The 18030-nt window shown below is 59.4% G+C and carries 20 protein-coding genes; 8 read left to right on the top strand and 12 right to left on the bottom strand.

Features of this window, described 5'->3' with window-relative positions; all coding sequences use genetic code 11:
- Positions 1-76 precede the first annotated feature (76 nt).
- From RMV17_RS28995 to RMV17_RS28970, 6 genes are all read left to right on the top strand, one after another.
- Positions 77-532, top strand: coding sequence for a hypothetical protein (locus RMV17_RS28995; protein WP_311887098.1), 456 nt, complete (start codon positions 77-79; stop codon positions 530-532).
- Between the two features lie 4 nt (positions 533-536).
- Positions 537-1082 (top strand): hypothetical protein, encoded by a 546-nt coding sequence (locus tag RMV17_RS28990; RefSeq protein WP_311884331.1) that lies wholly within the window; start codon positions 537-539, stop codon positions 1080-1082.
- On the top strand, positions 1069-1917 hold the full coding sequence (locus RMV17_RS28985) for a tetratricopeptide repeat protein (protein ID WP_311884329.1): 849 nt from the start codon (positions 1069-1071) through the stop codon (positions 1915-1917). The genes RMV17_RS28990 and RMV17_RS28985 overlap by 14 nt, the downstream gene beginning before the upstream one ends.
- A gap of 2 nt (positions 1918-1919) precedes the next feature.
- Positions 1920-2993, top strand: coding sequence for a hypothetical protein (locus tag RMV17_RS28980; protein WP_311887097.1), 1074 nt, complete (start codon positions 1920-1922; stop codon positions 2991-2993).
- On the top strand, positions 2990-3499 hold the full coding sequence (locus tag RMV17_RS28975) for a lysozyme inhibitor LprI family protein (protein WP_311884327.1): 510 nt from the start codon (positions 2990-2992) through the stop codon (positions 3497-3499). Before RMV17_RS28980 ends, RMV17_RS28975 begins: the two co-directional genes overlap by 4 nt.
- Before the next feature lie 237 nt (positions 3500-3736).
- Positions 3737-3898, top strand: coding sequence for a hypothetical protein (locus RMV17_RS28970; RefSeq protein ID WP_163012154.1), 162 nt, complete (start codon positions 3737-3739; stop codon positions 3896-3898).
- Between the two features lie 115 nt (positions 3899-4013).
- On the opposite strand, the gene RMV17_RS28965 is transcribed toward RMV17_RS28970, so the two are convergent.
- Positions 4014-4385 (bottom strand): DUF6124 family protein, encoded by a 372-nt coding sequence (locus RMV17_RS28965; protein ID WP_034152070.1) that lies wholly within the window; start codon positions 4383-4385, stop codon positions 4014-4016.
- A gap of 585 nt (positions 4386-4970) precedes the next feature.
- On the opposite strand from RMV17_RS28965, the gene RMV17_RS28960 reads away from it, so the two are divergent.
- Entirely contained in the window at positions 4971-5354 is a 384-nt protein-coding gene (locus RMV17_RS28960) for a helicase (protein ID WP_016985803.1), read from the top strand.
- Positions 5355-5505: 151 nt separating this feature from the next.
- Here the strand turns inward: RMV17_RS28960 and RMV17_RS28955 are convergent, their stop codons facing one another.
- From RMV17_RS28955 to exbB, 6 genes are all read right to left on the bottom strand, one after another.
- On the bottom strand, positions 5506-6906 hold the full coding sequence (locus tag RMV17_RS28955) for an aminoacyl-tRNA deacylase and HDOD domain-containing protein (RefSeq protein ID WP_034152069.1): 1401 nt from the start codon (positions 6904-6906) through the stop codon (positions 5506-5508).
- A gap of 79 nt (positions 6907-6985) precedes the next feature.
- Positions 6986-9061 carry an ATP-dependent DNA helicase RecG gene (recG, locus tag RMV17_RS28950; RefSeq protein WP_257356604.1) on the bottom strand — a complete coding sequence of 692 codons (2076 nt, stop codon included), beginning with the start codon at positions 9059-9061 and terminating at the stop codon, positions 6986-6988.
- Positions 9062-9070: 9 nt separating this feature from the next.
- The gene (locus RMV17_RS28945) at positions 9071-10000 is read right to left on the bottom strand and encodes a hydrogen peroxide-inducible genes activator (protein ID WP_007920331.1); all 930 of its coding nucleotides are present in this window, start codon (positions 9998-10000) and stop codon (positions 9071-9073) included.
- A 278-nt stretch (positions 10001-10278) separates the two neighbouring features.
- The gene (locus tag RMV17_RS28940) at positions 10279-11025 is read right to left on the bottom strand and encodes a TonB family protein (RefSeq protein ID WP_034152067.1); all 747 of its coding nucleotides are present in this window, start codon (positions 11023-11025) and stop codon (positions 10279-10281) included.
- Positions 11022-11450, bottom strand: a complete 429-nt coding sequence (gene exbD, locus RMV17_RS28935) for a TonB system transport protein ExbD (RefSeq protein ID WP_007920333.1) — start codon at positions 11448-11450, stop codon at positions 11022-11024. The genes RMV17_RS28940 and exbD overlap by 4 nt, the downstream gene beginning before the upstream one ends.
- A 6-nt stretch (positions 11451-11456) precedes the next feature.
- Complete coding sequence (gene exbB, locus RMV17_RS28930; RefSeq protein ID WP_311884317.1) at positions 11457-12410, bottom strand: tonB-system energizer ExbB; 954 nt, start codon at positions 12408-12410, stop codon at positions 11457-11459.
- A 188-nt stretch (positions 12411-12598) separates the two neighbouring features.
- On the opposite strand from exbB, the gene RMV17_RS28925 reads away from it, so the two are divergent.
- Positions 12599-13456 carry an SDR family oxidoreductase gene (locus tag RMV17_RS28925; RefSeq protein ID WP_311884315.1) on the top strand — a complete coding sequence of 286 codons (858 nt, stop codon included), beginning with the start codon at positions 12599-12601 and terminating at the stop codon, positions 13454-13456.
- 139 nt (positions 13457-13595) lie between these two features.
- Here the strand turns inward: RMV17_RS28925 and RMV17_RS28920 are convergent, their stop codons facing one another.
- The 5 genes from RMV17_RS28920 to gmk all read right to left on the bottom strand — a co-directional run bounded on the left by RMV17_RS28920 (position 13596) and on the right by gmk (position 18024).
- Positions 13596-14336 (bottom strand): hypothetical protein, encoded by a 741-nt coding sequence (locus RMV17_RS28920; protein WP_034152064.1) that lies wholly within the window; start codon positions 14334-14336, stop codon positions 13596-13598.
- Positions 14337-14404: 68 nt separating this feature from the next.
- Entirely contained in the window at positions 14405-14785 is a 381-nt protein-coding gene (locus tag RMV17_RS28915; protein ID WP_003229509.1) for a RidA family protein, read from the bottom strand.
- A gap of 24 nt (positions 14786-14809) precedes the next feature.
- A complete protein-coding gene (spoT, locus tag RMV17_RS28910; protein WP_007920338.1) occupies positions 14810-16915 on the bottom strand; it encodes a bifunctional GTP diphosphokinase/guanosine-3',5'-bis pyrophosphate 3'-pyrophosphohydrolase in 2106 nt (701 codons plus the stop codon).
- Positions 16916-16972: 57 nt separating this feature from the next.
- Positions 16973-17236, bottom strand: coding sequence for a DNA-directed RNA polymerase subunit omega (gene rpoZ / locus RMV17_RS28905; RefSeq protein WP_034152063.1), 264 nt, complete (start codon positions 17234-17236; stop codon positions 16973-16975).
- A gap of 167 nt (positions 17237-17403) precedes the next feature.
- Positions 17404-18024, bottom strand: coding sequence for a guanylate kinase (gene gmk, locus RMV17_RS28900; protein ID WP_008078609.1), 621 nt, complete (start codon positions 18022-18024; stop codon positions 17404-17406).
- Between the last annotated feature and the right edge of the window lie 6 nt (positions 18025-18030).

The raw sequence follows: 18030 nt of genomic DNA, 5'->3' as shown, positions 1-18030 counted from the left end.
CGCACTGCATTTACGGAGTTACTACGTGAAAGGATTTTCGATTGTTCTCGGCAGCTTGATATTGGCTGCCGCGTCTATGGCATTCGCTGCCGATCCAACCTTCAAGGATTACACCGTCACGCCAGTTTTCACCGGCCCCAACCATAAGCTGGTGCTGCAAGAAAACAGCAGCCCAATGATGGATCAGGCACGGGTGCAAGCCCTGAAAGGCAAGGTCAACTTCGCCGGCCATTACATCCTGCACAGGCTCGACTGTGGCGGCAGCGCCATTTGCGGCGAAGTGCTGGATGCTCAGACTGGTGAGGTTGTTGGCGGTCTGCCGAATGCTTACGACGGCAGCACCTTCGGCATGGCCTATCAGCCCGACAGCCGCATGATCATCGTTTCCGGCATCACGCTCGACGGCGAAGAGGACGCCCAGGGGAATACTTTGGAAAGCGGCAACCGGGATCGTTACTACGAGTTTGTGAACAATGAGTTTCGGCTGCTGAGCATGACCGACGTGGAATCGCCGCCGATGGATGAGGAGTGAGTGGATGAACCGTCTTCTCGCGGGCAGTATTTCGCTCCTGCTCTCTCTGCCAGCTCTCGCCGCGCCTTCGGACGCCTTTACCCAACGCGATGTCATGCAGTGTGGCGGTGTTGAAGTGGTGTTGGTTTCGTCCTGCCGATCCGTGACAGTGCGGGACACGGAAACCCACGTCATCCCGGTCTGCTCCGACCAGACCATCAATATCGGTAGCAAGGTGCTTCGACGCGATATCAGCAAAGTTTCGCAGCTCACTTCCGACGGTGCGAAGACGAAGATGCTGAGCAATGTGGTTGTGGCAATGGATTGTGTGGAAGGCACCAAGGGCAGCCTTGTTTCGATAGGCGGCTATGGCGGTTGTGGTGCATGCGGGGAGTGGCACGGCTATTACTCGACAACAGGGCGATTGGAGCAATACAGCTTTGATAATAACCAGCGCTCATTTGGCTCGAAGGGATCTCGGGAAGAGTTGATCAAGGCCTATGGCGTTACGAAGAGACAGTTAATGTCAGAAAGTCCGGCGGTGAAGAGGATCGTCTATGGCCAGCCTTAAGTGGGTGTTGATGATCGGCAGCTTGTTCAGCGCTACCAATGTCTTTGCCGTTGACCCGCCAATAGTGGGAGCCGCCGGAAACACAGTGACGTTCCAGGCAAAAAAATGGACATCACCCGTCGTGGAATCTACCACTGCCTGGTTCACCGCGAATGGAAAAACGTTCCCGTTGTTTCATGCCGGCATTGGTGGCCAGGCTTATCCTGATTGGCTCAGCCCTGACAAAAAATTTCTACTGGCGACCGCGGTGGAATACGGCGTAGTCATAGGTGAGAACGGTGAGGAAATAGCGACATCACAAGGGCATTGCGATGTGATCTCGATGGAAACCGGTTGCGTGCTTGCTGAGAGTTACGAGCGGTTTTGTGAGGGAAAATGGGTAGGCAAGCAATGGGTTTCCGAAGAGGGCGGGGTGCTCAATCCTGTCTTGGAGACTAAGTCACCCAAGGACCTGCTGAAAAATGCTTCGAGTATCCAGCCTGCGCAGTCCCGAGCGGAGTCCATCGAATGGAGCCTGAGCTTTTTAAGCCCGGAATCCTACATGGCGTGTCATCCCCCGGCGCAAAATGTTCAGACTTACAACGACCTCGGTTTCTACTTGGCCGAGGGCGGCAACGATGAGTTGGCGCTGAAGTTTTATCGAGGCGTTGAAGCTGTCGGCAAACGCACAGTGCTGATGCTGAACATGGCTGATTCGCTATGGCGACTTGATCGCCAAGAGGAAGCGCAGCGTTATTACCGCGAGTACCGCGACGCGATGAGTGCCGCCGGTAAAGCGCAGAAGATTCCGCAACGCGTCGTTGAGCGATCTGAAATTCAGGGACTGAAACAGTGAATATGTTCTTCCGCTTTATCGTGTTGAGCCTTGGGCTGCTCACCACTTCATACGCATTTGCTGCTCCACAGGTCCTCCAGGAAATCCCGGCTAGCTTGCTGGGTGATGCATCACGGCAAAACGTATTTGTTCTGGCAGGAGATGCGGACGAGGCCTCCAACCGGTTGTTGATTGCGCCGGTGCAGGCACGTAATGAGGACATCTTGCTCGATACGTCGAAGGCGCTACCTCTGATCAAGAGTCAGTACTCGTCTGCGCTTCAGGGTGTATTCAGCGTCCATGTACTCAAAGGTCGCCCTGGCGTCATGACAGTCATTGATCCGCAGGCTGAGGAAGCTGTCGTCAAGCAGCCGTTCGTTGAGGCTGGGGATTACATCGCGCTGGTAACCAGCGAAGAAGATAACGCGGTTTACAACTTCAACCTGTTGTTCGCCTTCAATAGAAGTTCAAAGCAGTTTGAGCTAAAGCATATATTGCAGTTGGTTAACAACGAGTATTGCGATCGCTCGCTCATCAGCGTGGCGGAGTTGCCGGTGCGGACATTGGGCTCTATCACTCTGGCGTCCTTCGATGGGTTCGAGGCTCTTCAAAAGCTGCGGGCTGCGAACATTAGCGGACCTCAGGGCGGTTATAAAAAACTCATGACTGTCTATTCGGCGGACCTGCTGGATACGGCGCTGGCGGCGTATCGGAAGGGTGACAGCAGCTCTTTCAAAAGAGTGATGAGTGAGGCACTGATGGGGGATGACTCACATGGCGCGTGCTCTCCGGAGAGTTATATCACCGGAAAGTACTACTTCCGACAGCATCCTGGCTGGTCCAACGACCTTGGTTTTTTACTCGGCGAAGCGGGTTACTACGTAGAGTCCATTGAACTGTTGAATGCGGTAATTGCACACAACCCAGAGCGGACGGTGGCTTACCTGAATCTCGCAGATAGCTATTGGGCTATGAACGATAAAGAACGAGCGGTGCCGGCGTACAAGCAATACGCATCGCGTATGTCGGAAGCGGGAAAGGCGTCGAAGATTCCTGCGCGGGTAACTGAGCGCAGTGTTAGTGGATCCGGATCATGATCAAACTCAAGACGTTCTTTGAGCTGATCGCGGGTGTTTTTTTGGCTGCTTCGCTGGTTCCAGCACATGCGCAGGAAGCCTGCAATCACGACAGCTTTACCAATCGCGATTTGATCATCTGCGGTCAGCAGACATTCGAGAAAGTCGATGCAGTCTTGAATGAGCAATATAAGAAAGCGCTGGTTAGTTTGTCGTCTGCGGAAAAGATGCAACTCAAAGAAGTGCAGAAGAAATGGGTGCGTTTCAAAGAAGGATTTTGCGAGGAGATCTATCAAGGTACGTTCCCGGGTGCTGAAGCGCCGATTGATAGGCTTGGGTGTCTGGTGCAAACAACCAACGCACGTTTGGGAGAGTTGATTGCTCTGCAAACCGGTTTACCGCTGGACGGTTTTTACAAAGCCGCCACGGCCATGGCTGGGGCAGGACCGGGAAAAAGGTCTGGCGACTTCGATGGAGCGATTGGGTGGAGCCGCCTTCGACGATCCGCTTTGGAAACAATACGCTGATGGGCACTGCGAAATGGCTGGTCGGCTGTTTCGTGAAGACTTTGCTTATTGCATTGTTCGTATGCGTTTTCAGTTGCCTATGAATCGTTGATGCAATGATTGGTTTAAAAGCCTTTCCTGCGTTTTGTTTACCTGTCCGCTGACAGAAGAGGACTCAATATTCCCTTGTAGTTGACTTGTTATTGGGGGAGCCGCGCCTCTAATATCCGCTCAAATCGCGATACCCGCAGGGTCTCTATGAAAAAGTCCAAACATGAACCAAAGCCGATGATGGCTGCCCGGTTCCAGGCTGAAGCTCGTGAAGTTTTGGCCAAGCGCTCTGGTAAGCGCAGCCGCTTTCTGGATGTTGCGTTGGCCAAAGGTTCTGATTTTGAGCCAGTCGGTCGACTGGCTGGTTGAAGGTTTTCGGATTCTCAAAAAAGCTGCCGTGATTGGCAGCTTTTTTGTGTCTGGGTTTTTACAGGTAGTTGCAGAAAGGGGACTTAATGTCCCCTTTTTTCATCCACAAATCTCGCTACGGCTTGGCCGCCACGCTTCGCACTTCAATCTGGTCGAGCGTCCCTTCCACCATCAGTCGCACGCCGTCCGCCATTCTGCTCAGGGCCAGTGCCACCGAGCGGCGTGAGCCGTGGAGGTCGTCGGCGAGGTCGCAGGCGATGACGCTGATGGACAGGAGGTCTTCGGAGGCGTTGGCCATGAGGGCTTCGGCGTCGGTGCCGGGGGAGAGTTTGAAGAGGCCGTTCTCACGTTTGGGATGCGGTTCGACGGCTGGTTTGAAATGGTGGTCGAGGGCGCGCTCGGCGGCTTCGTGGAATTTCTTTGATTCCAGGGTTTCGTAGGGCGAAACGTCTGGGTTTTCGGGGGGATTGGGTGTTGGTTTGATCATGGTGCAGCTTCCTGAAGTTATGAGGCCGACACCAATTCGCTTTGCACTTCGAATAGGTGGCAGCTGTGCGTTGGTGTGCAAGACCGGTTCAGGAACCCGGCAGACCCGAAGGTCTCCGACGCACAGCCGCCATAACGATCGGGAGCATAGGAAAACGCTCGGCGAAACGCCACTAACGATTGTGCACCTGAACCGGACTTGCACGTCCGAGTCACCGATTTTGCGGCGACCCACAGAGCCTATCCCCACCGCACCAACTCGCCTAGTTCATGGACAGCACCGCACTTTGCAGGAAATTTCCCATAGATTCGCGGGCCGGAAGATCAAAAGATCGCAGGCTTCGCCGGCTCCTACAGGGATGTGTTTCAACAGGTGTAGGAAAGGTGAGTGGTGAGACGCGGAGCGTTTCGGGATGCATTCCCACGCGGAGCGGGGGAACGATCAGGGGGGAACGTTGAATCGTGACTTGGTGGTCATCGTGCGGGGATTGGACCGCATCCTCTTCCAACAGTGGCAGATAGTGGCGTTATTGTGCGAATCCCCTACACTGCCCCGGCCGTTCATTTCCCTTTTGAGGCTGTGCGCATGAAATTTCGTTTTCTTCTGTGGATGATGGGTTTGTTGATGGGTAAGGCCAGCCGGACAAATCCTGCGTTCCAGCAGCAGTTGGGTGACAAGGATCTGGTGTTTCAGCTGCAGACGCTGGATGGGAAAGTGGCGCGGCATTTCGTGGTCAAGGATCAGCGCATCACCAGCAAGTCTGGCGTGGTGGCTGAGCCGGCGTTTGCGATTGCGTTTAAAGATGCCGGTTATGGCTTTGCCACGATGCAGGCGAAGAACAAGCAGTTGGCGTTTATGCAGGGGATTCAGGACAAGTCGATCCAGCTCAAGGGCAATCCGGCGCTGGTGATGTGGTTTCAGGGGTTGATGAAGTATTTGGTGCCGAGGAAGGCTAAGCCTAAGGCTTGAGCCTTTGGTGACGCGGAGCGTCACGGGATGCATTCCCACGCGGAGCGTGGGAACGATCAGGGGCGGTCAGGGAGACCGAGTTGGATTCTTCGCGAGCAGGCTCGCTCCCACAGGGATTTTGGTGATCCTTGGGGGAGCGGGCCTGTTTTGTTTAGGCCTGGCTGAACTGCGAGGCCAGTTCGCGTAGCAGCACTTCGGCTTCTAGGACTTTGCTGACCACGTCGTTGGCTTTTTCGCGAGTCAGGCCGACGCGTTCGAGCAGCGCGTCGGGGATGTCTTCGTCGGGCCCCGAGCCAATCCCGCGGCTACGCAACAGGCGCACGGCCAGGCAGACGAGGTTCGGGTATTCGGCGTAGGCGCCGTCGTAGCTTGGGTCGTGCTGGAAGCGCAGGGCGGTGGCCAGCTCATCCGGCATGTCCCAGTAGCGCATCAGCCACGAGCCGATCTGTTCACGGCTGATACCGAGCAGGTGTTGCTCGATGTAGCTGTGGCACAGGTGCGGGTTGACCTCCAGGTGGCGGCAGATCAGCGAGAAGTGCGGCGGGAACACGTGGGCCAGCAGCAGGTAGCCGAAGTTGTGCAGCAGACCGGCCAGATACGTCAGGCCGGCTTCCGGGCGCTGGGCGCGCGGCATGGCGCGGGTCAGGCCTTCGATGACGGCGGCGGTGTAGATCGACTGCTGCCAGTACGGCGTGGTGTGTTGCGGGTGGTCTTTCGGCAGGCTCAGAGTCTTGCCGAGGGCCAGGCCCAGTGCGAGGTTGATCACCAGATCGAAGCCGAGCACGCGGACGATCGCGTCTTCAACCGAACGAATCTTGCCCGGCGAGGCGTAGTACGGCGACGCCGCCCAGCTCACCACTTGCGCGGCCAGCGCCGGGTCCGTTTCAACGACGCCGGTGATGTCGTCGATGGTAGCGTTGGGGTCAACACGCAGCTTGATGATTTTTTGTGCGGTTTCGGCCAGCGGCGGAATTTCGATGGTCGCTTCCAGACGCTGCTGAATGCGCCGCGCGGTGAACGCTTGCACGGCTTGGGTGATTTCCTCGCGGTCATCGTCCGGGCGGTCGAGGTTCGGGCGGATGCTGCTCAGGGCTTCGCCGAAGTTGGCGGCGCTGGCCTTGGTCAGCATGGTCTTGAAGTCTTCGCTGGCGATTTCCAGCAGCAGGCCCGGTTCGCCGGAGTTGATCAGCAACTTCGGCTCACGCAGCAGGCTTTCTTCGTAGAGGCACGGCGAACTGGTCAGCGCTGGCAGGCCTGGGAGCAGGCTCAGGCTATGTTTGCCGAGCATTTTTTCCAGGCGCTCGGTGGAGACGGCGGTGAGACGACGGCCCGTCAGTTCGGCGAGGCGGTTGAGGTCGAGCAATTGGCTCTGCGGAAACAGCACCATCAGCGCGCCGACGGCGTCGTCCAGCAACACGGCTTGTACCTTGCGCGATGCATTGAGGCCGTGGTGGTCGAGCACTTCTTCGTAGGCGATGCCCAGTTTGCCTAGCAGCAGCCGAATGACAGACGGCGCGTGCGGGGATTCGGGGGCGAGAGCGGCTTCGGTCATGATCTGTATCCGTTTTTGAAACAATGGCAGGAGTATAACCAGCTTGGTCAGAACGATCTGTCAGAAACTGCGACGGTGCTCACACTTGGCCGTATTGCTGCCCGTGGCGCAACCAGCGATCGAGTAATGGGCTGACGTGGGTTGGCCAGCGTTCCAGCAGGGCTTGGGCCGCGTCGCGGACGGCGGGCAGCAGGTCGGCGTCGCGCATCAGGTCGGCGACTTTGAATTGCAGAAGGCCGGTCTGGCGGGTGCCGAGCATTTCCCCGGGGCCGCGCAGTTCGAGGTCTTTTTCGGCGATGACGAAGCCGTCGTTGGTCTCGCGCATGATGCCCAGGCGCTGGCGACCGATCTGCGACAGCGGTGGATGGTAAAGCAGCACGCAATGGCTGGCGGCGCTGCCCCGGCCGACACGGCCGCGCAACTGGTGCAGTTGCGCGAGGCCGAGGCGCTCGGGGTTTTCGATGATCATCAGGCTGGCGTTGGGCACGTCGACACCGACTTCAATCACCGTGGTGGCGACCAGCAGTTGCAGGTTGCCGGCCTTGAATTCGGCCATGACGGCGGCTTTCTCGACGGGTTTCATGCGCCCGTGGATCAGCCCGACTTTCAGTTCGCCGAGGGCGAGGGTGAGGTCTTCGAAGGTGGTTTCGGCGGCCTGACAGGTCAGCTCTTCGGATTCTTCAATCAGCGTGCACACCCAATAGGCCTGACGCCCTTCGGCGCAGGCACCGCGCACGCGTTCGATGACTTCGACGCGGCGGGTGTCGGTGACCAGCACGGTATTGACCGGGGTTCGACCGGGCGGCAGTTCGTCGAGGATCGAGGTGTCGAGGTCGGCGTAGGCGCTCATCGCCAATGTGCGCGGAATCGGTGTGGCGGTCATGATCAGTTGATGCGGGCACATGCGCCCGCCGACGCCTTTCTGCCGCAGCGCCAGACGCTGTTGCACGCCGAAGCGGTGCTGTTCGTCGATGATTACCAGCGCGAGGTTCTTGAATTGCACTTCGTCCTGGAACAGCGCGTGGGTGCCGACCACCATGGGCGTACCGCTGGCGATTTGTTCCAGCGCGGCGACGCGGTTCTTGCCTTTGAGCTTGCCGGCCAGCCAAGCGACGTCAATGCCCAGCGGTTCGAGCCAGCGCTTGAAGGTGATGAAGTGCTGTTCGGCGAGGATCTCGGTTGGCGCCATCAGCGCAACCTGATAACCGGCCTCCAGCGCTTGCAGTGCCGCAAGGGCGGCGACCACGGTTTTACCCGCGCCGACGTCACCCTGAATCAGCCGCAGCATCGGTTCGTGCTGGCTGAGGTCGTAGGCGATTTCGTTGCCGACGCGCTGCTGGGCGCCGGTCGGGTTGAAGCCAAGATTCGCCAGATATTTCGGCGGCAGCTTTTTCGCTTTCGGCATCGCCGGCGCGCGCAAAGAACGCATGCTTTCTCGCAGACGTTGCTGTGACAGTTGGTGCGTCAGCAACTCTTCGAAGGCCAGACGATGCTGCGCCCAGTGATGACCGAGGGCGAGTTCGTCGACGTCGGCATCGGCGGGCGGGTTGTGCAGGTAGCGGATCGCGTCGGCCAGCGGCGCCAATTGATAGTCGCGCGCCAGTTCGGTCGGCAGCCAGTCGGGCAGGGTGTCTGGCTTGAGCATGGTCAACGTCTGCATGCACAACTGACGCAGACGCGCTTGGGTCAGGCCTTCGGTGAGCGGGTAGACCGGGGTCAGGGTTTCATCGACTGGCGGCGGTTCGTCACCGGTAATGGCGCGGTATTCCGGGTGGTAGATTTCCAGTCCTGACGCGCCGGGCCGGGCTTCGCCGTAGCAGCGCACCCGCGTGCCGCGCTTGAGGCCTTCTTTCTGTGCGTTGCTGAAATGGTAGAAGCGCAGACTGAGACCGCCGGTGCCGTCCTGCAAGCGTACGACAAGGCTGCGGCGTCGGCCCATGACCACATCGGCGCCGCTGACGGTGCCTTCGACCACGGCGTCCTGTCCCGGTCGCAGCGCGCCGATCGGCACCACACGGGTGCGATCCTGATAACGCAGCGGCAGGTGGAACAGCACGTCCTGCAGATTCTCCAGGCCGACCTTGGCCAGTTTCTCGGCCATGGCTTCGCCGACACCCTTGAGTGCCGTCACCGACACTTGCGACAGCTCAGTCATGACGCTCGCTTAACCGGCTGTAACCGGTGCCGCTGGCTTGGCCACCGAACACAGGCGAATGGAATCGGCGAGGATCTCGATGGCTTTCGGCCGCGGGAAGCTCGCGCGCCAGGCAATGGCCACGGTGCGGAACGGCACCGGCGGCGACAGCGGACGCACTTCGATCACGCCCGGGGCGTAGTGATGGCTGTCGACCGCCGACAACGGCAGGATCGAAATGCCCAGACCGGACGCGACCATGTGCCGGATGGTTTCCAGCGAGCTGGATTCGACCGTGGTGTGCTTGGCGCCGTCATTGCCCTTGGTCAGGGTCGGGCAGGCTTCGAGGACCTGATCGCGGAAGCAGTGGCCTTCGCCGAGCAGCAGCAGGCTCTTGTCGTTGAGCAGGCCGGCGTCGATGGTTTCTTTTTGCGTCCACGGGTGCTGCGCCGGCATCAAGACGTAGAACGGCTCGTCGTACAGCGGAAGGGTCAGCACGTCGGCTTCGTTGAACGGCAGGGCGATGATGATCGCGTCGAGCTCACCGTTGCGCAGTTTGTCGCGCAGCACGTGGGTGAAGTTTTCTTCGATGTACAACGGCATCTGCGGGGCGACCCGATGCAGTTGTGGAATCAGGTGCGGGAACAGGTACGGGCCGACGGTGTAGATCGCGCCGACTTTCAACGGCGCGGTCAGCTGGTTCTTGCCGGCCTGGGCCAGTTCGCGAATGCCTTGCGCTTGCTCGAGGACTTTCTGCGCCTGGGCGACGATACCTTCGCCGACCGGGGTCAGGCGCACGGCGCTTTTGCTGCGCTCGAAAATCAGCACACCGAGTTCGTCTTCAAGCTTTTTCACGCCCACCGACAGGGTCGGCTGGCTGACGTGGCAACGTTCGGCGGCGTGGCCGAAATGCTGCTCTTGGGCGAGGGTAACGATGTAGCGTAATTCTGTGAGGGTCATAGCAAGCGTCCATGAAGATGCGGGCCAAGCATACCGGCTGCAATCGATAGACGCACGTTATCAGACTGAGTGGGGAGTGCGACACCGGGCAATGTAGGTTTGCCGCTCGCAGATACGCAAAAGGCACCTTTCGGTGCCTTCTGACTGGGTTCTCTTGGCTGGCGGAGAACCTTGTGGGAGCTGGCTTGCCAGCGATAGCGGTGGGTCAGTCAATAAATCCTACTCTGACACGCTGCAATCGCTGGCAAGCCAGCTCCCACAGGGTATTGCGGTGTTGCTTAGCGGCGGCGTTCCAGGGAATAAACAAACGGCGCAACAATTTCGATCGAGCCATTGTTCAGCATGTCGGCCGGTGGCTTGGGCAGCGGTTGTGCGCGGCGGATCATTTCCAGGGTTGCCCGGTCCAGATCAGCGTTGCCGGAGCGGCCCACCAGTTCGAACGACAATACGTTACCTTCGCCATCCACCACAAAGCGCAGACGGTTCAAGCCTTCCTTGCCGCGTGCCTGAGCACTGGCCGGGTACTTTTTGTACTTGGCCAAATGCGCGAGCAGGGTGCCTTGCCAACTGGCCTTGGCAGCCATCTGAGCCGGCGACGGACCCGGTGCAGGCTGGGCGGATTTCTCCGTCGGTGCCTGAGTCGGTTGGGTGTCGGCCGGTTTTTCCTCGGAAGGTTTTTCCTTCGGCGGATCAGGCAGCTTCTTCTCGACCGGCTTCGGCGGTTTAGGCTTGGGCTTTGGCTTGGGTTTCTGCACCGCGATTTCGGCTTTCGGTGCTTCGGCCAGCTTCGGAATCGGCAACTCTTCCACCGGAGCCGGTGGCTGCGGCGGTGTGACGACTTTCGGCGGAGCAGGCGGTGGCGGGGCCGGAACCGGGGCCAGCTCGACCATCATTGCCTGTGGGGGCAATTCGATGGGCGGGCGGGCGGTCCAGTTCAGTGCCAGCGCGATGGCCAGCGCATGCACGCCCAGCACCACGGCCAGGCTACCGCTGTAACGCGTCAGCTTATGGCGCGTCGTGATCATTTCTTGGCTGCCGTCTCAAGTCCGACCAGACCGACCTTCAGGTAACCGGCAGAGCGCAGCTTGTCCATCACGCTCATGAGGTCGCCGTAATCCACGCCTTTGTCGGCCTGGAAGAAGATGGTGGTGTCTTTCTTGCCCTGAGTCTTGGCGTCGAGCACGGCGCCAAGGGTTTCGGCTTTGACTTCATCATCGCCGATGTACAGGCGCTGGTCAGCCTTGACGCTGAGGAACACCGGTTTCTCTGGCCGCGGCGCCGGTTTGGCGGTCGAGGCAGGCAGGTCGACTTTGATGTCTACGGTGGCCAATGGAGCGGCCACCATGAAGATGATCAACAGCACCAGCATCACGTCGATGAACGGCGTGACGTTGATTTCGTGGTTCTCGGCCAGATCGTCGTCTGCGCCTTCTTTCAAATGCAGGCCCATGGCCGATTACCCCACTTTGACCATGTGCGGCTGCGAGCTGCGCTCAGGCTGGTGATCGAGGTCACGGCTGACCAGCAGCAGCACTTCTGCCGAGGCATCGGAAACCTGCGCCTTGTAACCGGCGATGGAGCGGGCAAAGACGTTGTAGATCACTACCGCAGGAATCGCCGCAACCAGACCCAATGCAGTGGCCAGCAGCGCTTCAGCAATACCGGGCGCGACGACAGCAAGGTTGGTGGTCTGGGTTTTGGCGATGCCGATGAAGGAATTCATGATGCCCCACACGGTGCCGAACAGGCCCACGAACGGCGCGGTGGAACCGATTGTGGCGAGGACGCCGGTGCCGCTGCTCATGTTGCGACCGCAGGCTGCTACCAGACGCTCGAGACGGAAGCTGACGCGTTCCTTGATGCCTTCTTTCTCGCGGCTGTTGACCGACAGGCGCATCTCCTCGAGCGCGTCGTGCACCAGCAGATTGGCGAGGGTGCCTTCCTTGCCGGCGGTGGCGCTGGCTTCTTTAAGGGTGGTGGCTTTTTTCAGAGCAGCGATTTCGCCACGCAGACGACGCTTGGCGCCCATCAGCTCGAAGCCTTTGGCGATCCAGATGGTCCAGGTGATGATGGAAGCGATGGCCAGACCGATCATCACGATTTTCACGATGATGTCGGCGTTCTGGTACATGCCCCACGGCGACAGGTCGTGGGCCATGCCCAGGCTGTTGTCGGCTTCGAGAACTTCAGGAACGTCGGCAGCGTCAACTGCTTGCACTGGATCGGCAGCGGCCGGGGCAGCCGGAGCGGCGGCTGGTGTGCTTTGTTCGGTGGCGGCTGGCGTTGCAGGTGTCTGGGCGTCGGCGAAAGCGGCAGTCGGCGCCAGCATCAAGCTGAGCAGCAGAGCCACCACTGCGCTCCAGGCGCGAGGTCGATTGGTTGGCGAAGCGGGGATTTGATTACGTGTCATGCTGGCCGGACCTGAGATAGAAAAACGTTGATGCTCTTCCAGGCCTCGTGAGGCCGAGAACAAAAGTGGCGTGCATTATTGCAAGTAATTCTTGTTAACAAAAGTAATAGAGTATCTTTTTTTCCTGCATTGCTAGCCGCTCGTCCTGTCCCGAGGCTAGTCTGTGTCTTTCCGATAGGAGTTTTTTGATGTCCGCGCCTTCTGTTTTGATTGCCGGTTGTGGTGATGTCGGCAGTCGTCTGGCCAAGCAATTGCTGGCGGCTGGCTGGGAAGTTCATGGCCTGCGCCGGGATGTTTCAAAGCTGCCTGCTGGGGTGATTGGCGTTGCCGGCGACCTGTTCAACGAAGACTGCCCGGCGACCTGGCCGGTGGGTGCCGTGGACTATCTGGTGTATTGCGCCGCTGCGACCGATCACGATGAGGCCGGTTATCGCGCGGCTTATGTGCAGGGTTTGCAGAATGTGCTGAGCTGGCTGGATGACTATGGGCAGGTGCCTGAGCGGCTGTTGTTTGTATCCAGCAGCAGTGTTTATGGGCAGCAGGAGGGTGAGTGGGTTGACGAGACATCGGCGACGGTCGCTGCGGGTTATTCCGGGCGGTTGATGCTCGAAGCGGAGCAAGTGGCGCTGAACAGTGGCATTCCTGCGAGCATTCTGCGTTTGACCGGGATCTACGGGCCGGGCCGCGAATGGCTGCTGACCCAGGTACGTCGCGGTTATCGCGTGGCGGTTGATCCGCCGCTGTATGGCAATCGGATTCATGCTGACGACGCGGCAGGATTGCTGGCGTTCCTGTTGGAGAAAGATCGGCAGGGCGTGAAGCTGGAGGATTTCTACATCGGTGTCGACGATGCGCCCGCGCCGTTAGCGGAAGTCGTAGGCTGGTTGCGTGAGTATCTGGGCGTTACCGAATGGTCTGAAGATGCCAGTGTGCGGCGCACCGGCAGCAAGCGCTGCAGCAATGGCCGGGCGAAAGCGTTGGGCTGGACGCCAACGTACCCAAGTTACCGCGAAGGCTACGCCGCGATCCTCGAAGGTAAATGCTGACTTCCTGACAACGCAAAACAACTGTGGGAGCGAGCCTGCTCGCGAATGCGGTGGGTCAGGCAACATTGCTTTGACTGACACGCTGCTTTCGCGAGCAGGCTCGCTCCCACATTTGATCTTCAGCGGTTTCAGAAGCGGGTTACTGCTTCTCCAGCAACCACTTGCGCTCGCCCGGCGTGTACTGCGGCATCTCATCCGCCTGCGCCGTGTTCACGGCCTGGAAAATCTCCAGTTCCTTGCCCTTGCGCGCAAAGATGTAGGCATTGCCCTGACCGTTGAGCTGCAACCACATGTTGTCGTTGGTGCTGCTCATCGACGCGCAATCGCCCGCCAGGCACAGGGCATAACGGTCGGCCCCCGGTAAACCGGAAACCTGGCCATCAGCCTGGAACTGCACGGTGCCGCCTTCGCCCTGACCGCTGGCGATTGTCCAGTTGCCGCCCATGTAGGCGGAATACAGCGCGCGTTCGAAACTGGCGCCAATCGGTGCGCCTTCCGGCACCGGAATCTGTGCACGGTCGAACACCTGCTCGGGTTCGTTCTCGCTGGCGGCTTGCTGCAGTTGTCCGCCGTCGCGTTTCAGCTCGCTGGCGGAGCTGCCATAGAAGTCGACTTTCCAGGCGCCGGATTTTTCACCCAGCAGCCGTCCTTCGACGTTCTCAAAACCGTTGGTGTAGCGTGCCTGACTGGCCTTGGTGTTGACGTCCCATTCCAGGTTCGGGCCGTAAGCCTGAAGCGCTTCGCGCAGGGGGCCGCCCTTGGCTGCGGCATCGATCGCCACCTGATTGATCCAGGTGCCGCTGATGTCACGGTCGGCAGGGTTGCTGGCGCAGCCGCCGAGGAAAATGGCGAGCAGCGGGAGGGCTAGCGCTTTGCGCATGGTGGAGTCCTTTCAAAACCTTTTCTTGCAGAGCAGTCGGCGCGGCTTTGAAGGCCGCGCCGTGCGCATCACTCGATGACCAGAATGGCATCCATTTCAACCTGCGAACCCTTTGGCAGGGCAGCCACGCCAATGGCGGCGCGAGCCGGGTACGGCTGGTCGAAGTACTTGCCCATGATCTCGTTGACCTTGGCGAAGTGGCTCAGGTCGGTGAGGAAGATGTTCAGTTTGACGATGTCCTTGAACGAACCGCCAGCAGCTTCGGCCACGGCCTTCAGGTTCTCGAACACCTGGACGGTCTGGGCTTCGAAGCCTTCAACCAGTTCCATGGTTTTTGGGTCCAGAGGAATCTGGCCCGACATGTAAACGGTGTTGCCAGCCTTGATCGCCTGGGAGTAAGTGCCGATGGCGGCCGGGGCCTTGTCGCTGGTGATAACAGTCTTGGTCATGTATGACTCCTTGTAATGGTTGAGTTATGCACGCATGCGGGTGATGCGGATCACCCCGGTCAGGGCGCGCAGCTTCTTGATCACGCGGGCCAGGTGCACACGGTCGTGAACGCTGACCACCAACTGGACAACGCTGATGCGACCATCGCGTTCGTCCATGCTGATTTTCTCGATATTGCCGTCGGCGGCGTTGACGCTGCTGGCCAGCAGGGCGATCAGGCCGCGCTGATGCTCCAGCTCGACACGCAGCTCGACGTTGAATTCGCCGGTGACATCCTTGGCCCACGAGAGCTGGATGCATTTTTCCGGGTTGTGCCGGATTTCGCTGATGTTGCGGCAGTTGTCCAGGTGCACGACCATGCCTTTGCCCGCCGACAGGTGCCCGACAATCGGGTCGCCCGGGATCGGCGTGCAGCATTTGGCGTAGCTGAGCACCAGGCCTTCGGTGCCGCGAATCGCCAGCGGCCCTTCCGGGCTTGGCAACTGTTCGCCTTCGCCCAGCAGGCGGCGGGCGACCACATAGGCCATGCGATTGCCCAGGCCGATATCTTCAAGCAAATCTTCGATCAATTCGAGGCGGTACTCGGTGAGCATCGCCTTGACGCGTTCGGCCGGGATCTTCTCAAGCGAACTGTCGAAGCCGTTGAGTACCTTGTTCAGCAGGCGTTCGCCGAGGCTGATGGACTCGGAGCGCCGCTGCAATTTCAGCGCGTGGCGGATGTGCGTGCGCGCCTTGCCGGTGACCACGAAGTTGAGCCACGCCGGGTTCGGCCGTGCGCCGGGTGCGCTGACGATCTCGACCGTGGAGCCGCTTTGCAGCGGTTCGGACAGCGGTGCGAGACGACGGTTGATCCGGCAGGCGATGCAACTGTTGCCGACGTCGGTGTGGACCGCGTAGGCAAAATCGACCGCCGTGGAGCCTTTCGGCAGCTCCATGATCCGGCCTTTCGGCGTGAAGACGTAAACCTCGTCCGGGAACAGGTCGATCTTCACGCTCTCGATGAATTCCAGCGAGTTGCCGGCACGCTGCTGCATTTCCAGCACGCCTTTGACCCACTGGCGGGCGCGGGCGTGAGTGCCTTTCGGCTGCTCGTCACCGCTGGACTTGTACAGCCAATGGGCGGCGATGCCGTTGTTGGCCATCTCTTCCATTTCGCGGGTGCGGATCTGGATCTCGATCGGTACGCCGTGCATGCCAAACAATGTGGTGTGCAGCGACTGATAGCCGTTGGCCTTGGGGATCGCGATGTAATCCTTGAAGCGCCCCGGCAACGGTTTGTACAAATTATGTACAGCACCGAGCACGCGGTAGCAGGTATCGACCTTGTCGACGATGATCCGGAACGCATAGACGTCCATGATCTCGTTGAAGGCCCGACGCTTGCCGCGCATTTTCTTGTAGATGCCGTAGAGGTGTTTCTGGCGACCGCTGACTTCGCCCTGGATGCCGTCGATGGCGAGGCAATGGCCAAGGGATTCTTCGATCTTGTTGACGATTTCCTTGCGGTTGCCCCGGGCGCGTTTGACCGCCTGGTAGATCCGCGCGGAACGCATTGGGTGCATCGCCTTGAAGCCGAGGTCTTCGAATTCGATGCGGATCGCATGCATGCCCAGCCGGTTGGCGATGGGCGCGTAGATTTCGAGGGTTTCCTTGGCAATGCGCCGGCGTTTTTCCCCGGACAGCACTTCAAGCGTGCGCATGTTGTGCAGACGGTCAGCGAGTTTGACCAGGATCACGCGAATATCGCGCGCCATGGCCATGGCCATTTTCTGGAAGTTTTCCGCCTGGGCTTCGGCCTTGGTCTCGAAATTCATCTGGGTCAGTTTGCTGACCCCGTCGACCAGTTCGGCCACGGTTTCACCGAACTGCGCTTGCAGCGCTTCTTTGGCGATACCGGTGTCTTCGATCACGTCATGCAGCATCGCGGCCATCAGGCTCTGATGGTCCATGTGCATGTCGGCAAGAATGTTTGCCACCGCAAGAGGGTGGGTGACGTACGCCTCGCCGCTGCGACGGCGTTGACCGTCATGGGCTTGTTCGGCGTAGAAATACGCTCGGCGGACCAGGTTGACCTGGTCATTGCCGAGGTAGGTCGATAAGCGATCGGCGAGGGCGTCTATGCTCGGCATGATGACTCCTGCCGTAAGCTGTGATCCCGCGCCGTGCTACGTCGACCAGGCATAGGCTTAGACGGCCTCGTTGGACTCGTCCTCGAACGCTGCGAACAGCGGCTCATCGTGGACGATTTCCTGCTCGGCGATGAACTCGTAGCTCATCAGGCCTTCAGCGATTTCACGCAGCGCTACAACGGTAGGCTTGTCGTTTTCCCACTGGACCAGTGGCTCTTTGCCGCCGGTGGCCAGTTGACGGGCACGCTTGGTGGACAGCATGACCAGTTCAAAACGGTTTTCCACGTGGTTCAGGCAGTCTTCAACGGTTACGCGGGCCATGGTATTCCTCGGAGCGAATGCAATATGCGCGCTGCCCGGGTGGGCGAGCGGACTGAGCAGTTTAAAAAATCACCAGCGATTAGGGAAGCGCTGATTTTTTGACCAGACCCTTCGACGCGCTGCAAGTACCAATGTAAAGCGCTTGCAGCGGTTTTGGGAAGTGCTGATTAACCGAGCAATTCGGCCAGCAATTTGCCGAAACGTACCTGCTGGCGTTTCTGTTGCAGCTGATTGGCGCGGAAAATCGCCTTCAAATCGTCCAGTGCGTGAGCAAAATCGTCGTTGATGATCAGGTAGTCGTACTCGACATAGTGACTCATCTCGCTGACCGCTTCGCGCATCCGGCCGTCGATGATCTCATCGCTGTCCTGGCCGCGATTGGTCAGGCGCTGGTGCAGGGCCTGAAGCGACGGCGGCAGGATGAAGATCGAGCGTGCTTGCGGCATCAGCTTGCGTACTTGCTCGGCGCCTTGCCAGTCGATTTCCAGAATCAGGTCGTGACCTTCGTCCAGCGTCTGCTGGAGGCGGCTTTGCGAGGTGCCGTAGAAGTTGCCGAAGACTTCGGCGCGTTCGAGGAAGTCGCCGTGCTCGCCCATTTTCACGAACTCTTCGCGGGTCACGAAGTGATAGTTCACGCCGTCCACTTCACCCGGACGCATGGCGCGGGTGGTGTGGGAAACCGAAACGCGAATTTCCGGTATGGCGTCGGTCAAAGCCTTGACCAGGCTGCTCTTGCCCGCGCCCGAAGGCGCAGAAATGATGTACAGGGTGCCGGTGCTGTGGGTCATGTCGGG

Origin of the sequence: Pseudomonas sp. VD-NE ins (genome assembly GCF_031882575.1) — a bacterium.
Taxonomy (GTDB): Bacteria; Pseudomonadota; Gammaproteobacteria; order Pseudomonadales; family Pseudomonadaceae; genus Aquipseudomonas; species Aquipseudomonas fluorescens_BZ.
Note: the sequence above shows the minus strand (reverse complement) of the source record. Positions and strands in the feature narration are given on the sequence as shown.